This window comes from Acetobacter sp. DsW_063, from assembly GCF_002153745.1.
Classification (GTDB): Bacteria; Pseudomonadota; Alphaproteobacteria; order Acetobacterales; family Acetobacteraceae; genus Acetobacter.
On the sequence record NZ_JOPL01000175.1, the window covers coordinates 1 to 241 of the forward strand.

The 241-nt window shown below is 66.0% G+C and carries 1 protein-coding gene; it reads right to left on the minus strand.

Annotated elements, in window-relative coordinates; all coding sequences use genetic code 11:
* On the minus strand, window positions 1-241 hold a 241-nt coding region (locus tag HK28_RS13630), incomplete at both ends, for an HK97 family phage prohead protease (RefSeq protein ID WP_198945906.1).

The window sequence follows — 241 nt, forward strand, 5'->3', positions numbered from 1 at the left end:
GGTGTCCATCCCCGAGAGCTTGCCCTTGAGGTGCAGACCGTGGCTGTCTTCCGAGGCGCCCGTCCAGACGCCGGCGGGCAGCCCGTCGCCGCCGAGAAATCCGTGCATGACATTCATCGCAATGCCGCGCCCCTGCGACTTCCTCTCGGCGAGAGAGTCCGCGAACGCTCCGGGCAACACCACGTCGCCGTGGGCGTCCGTGTTGTTAAACACGCTGCCGTAACCCTCGAACGTTCCGTCT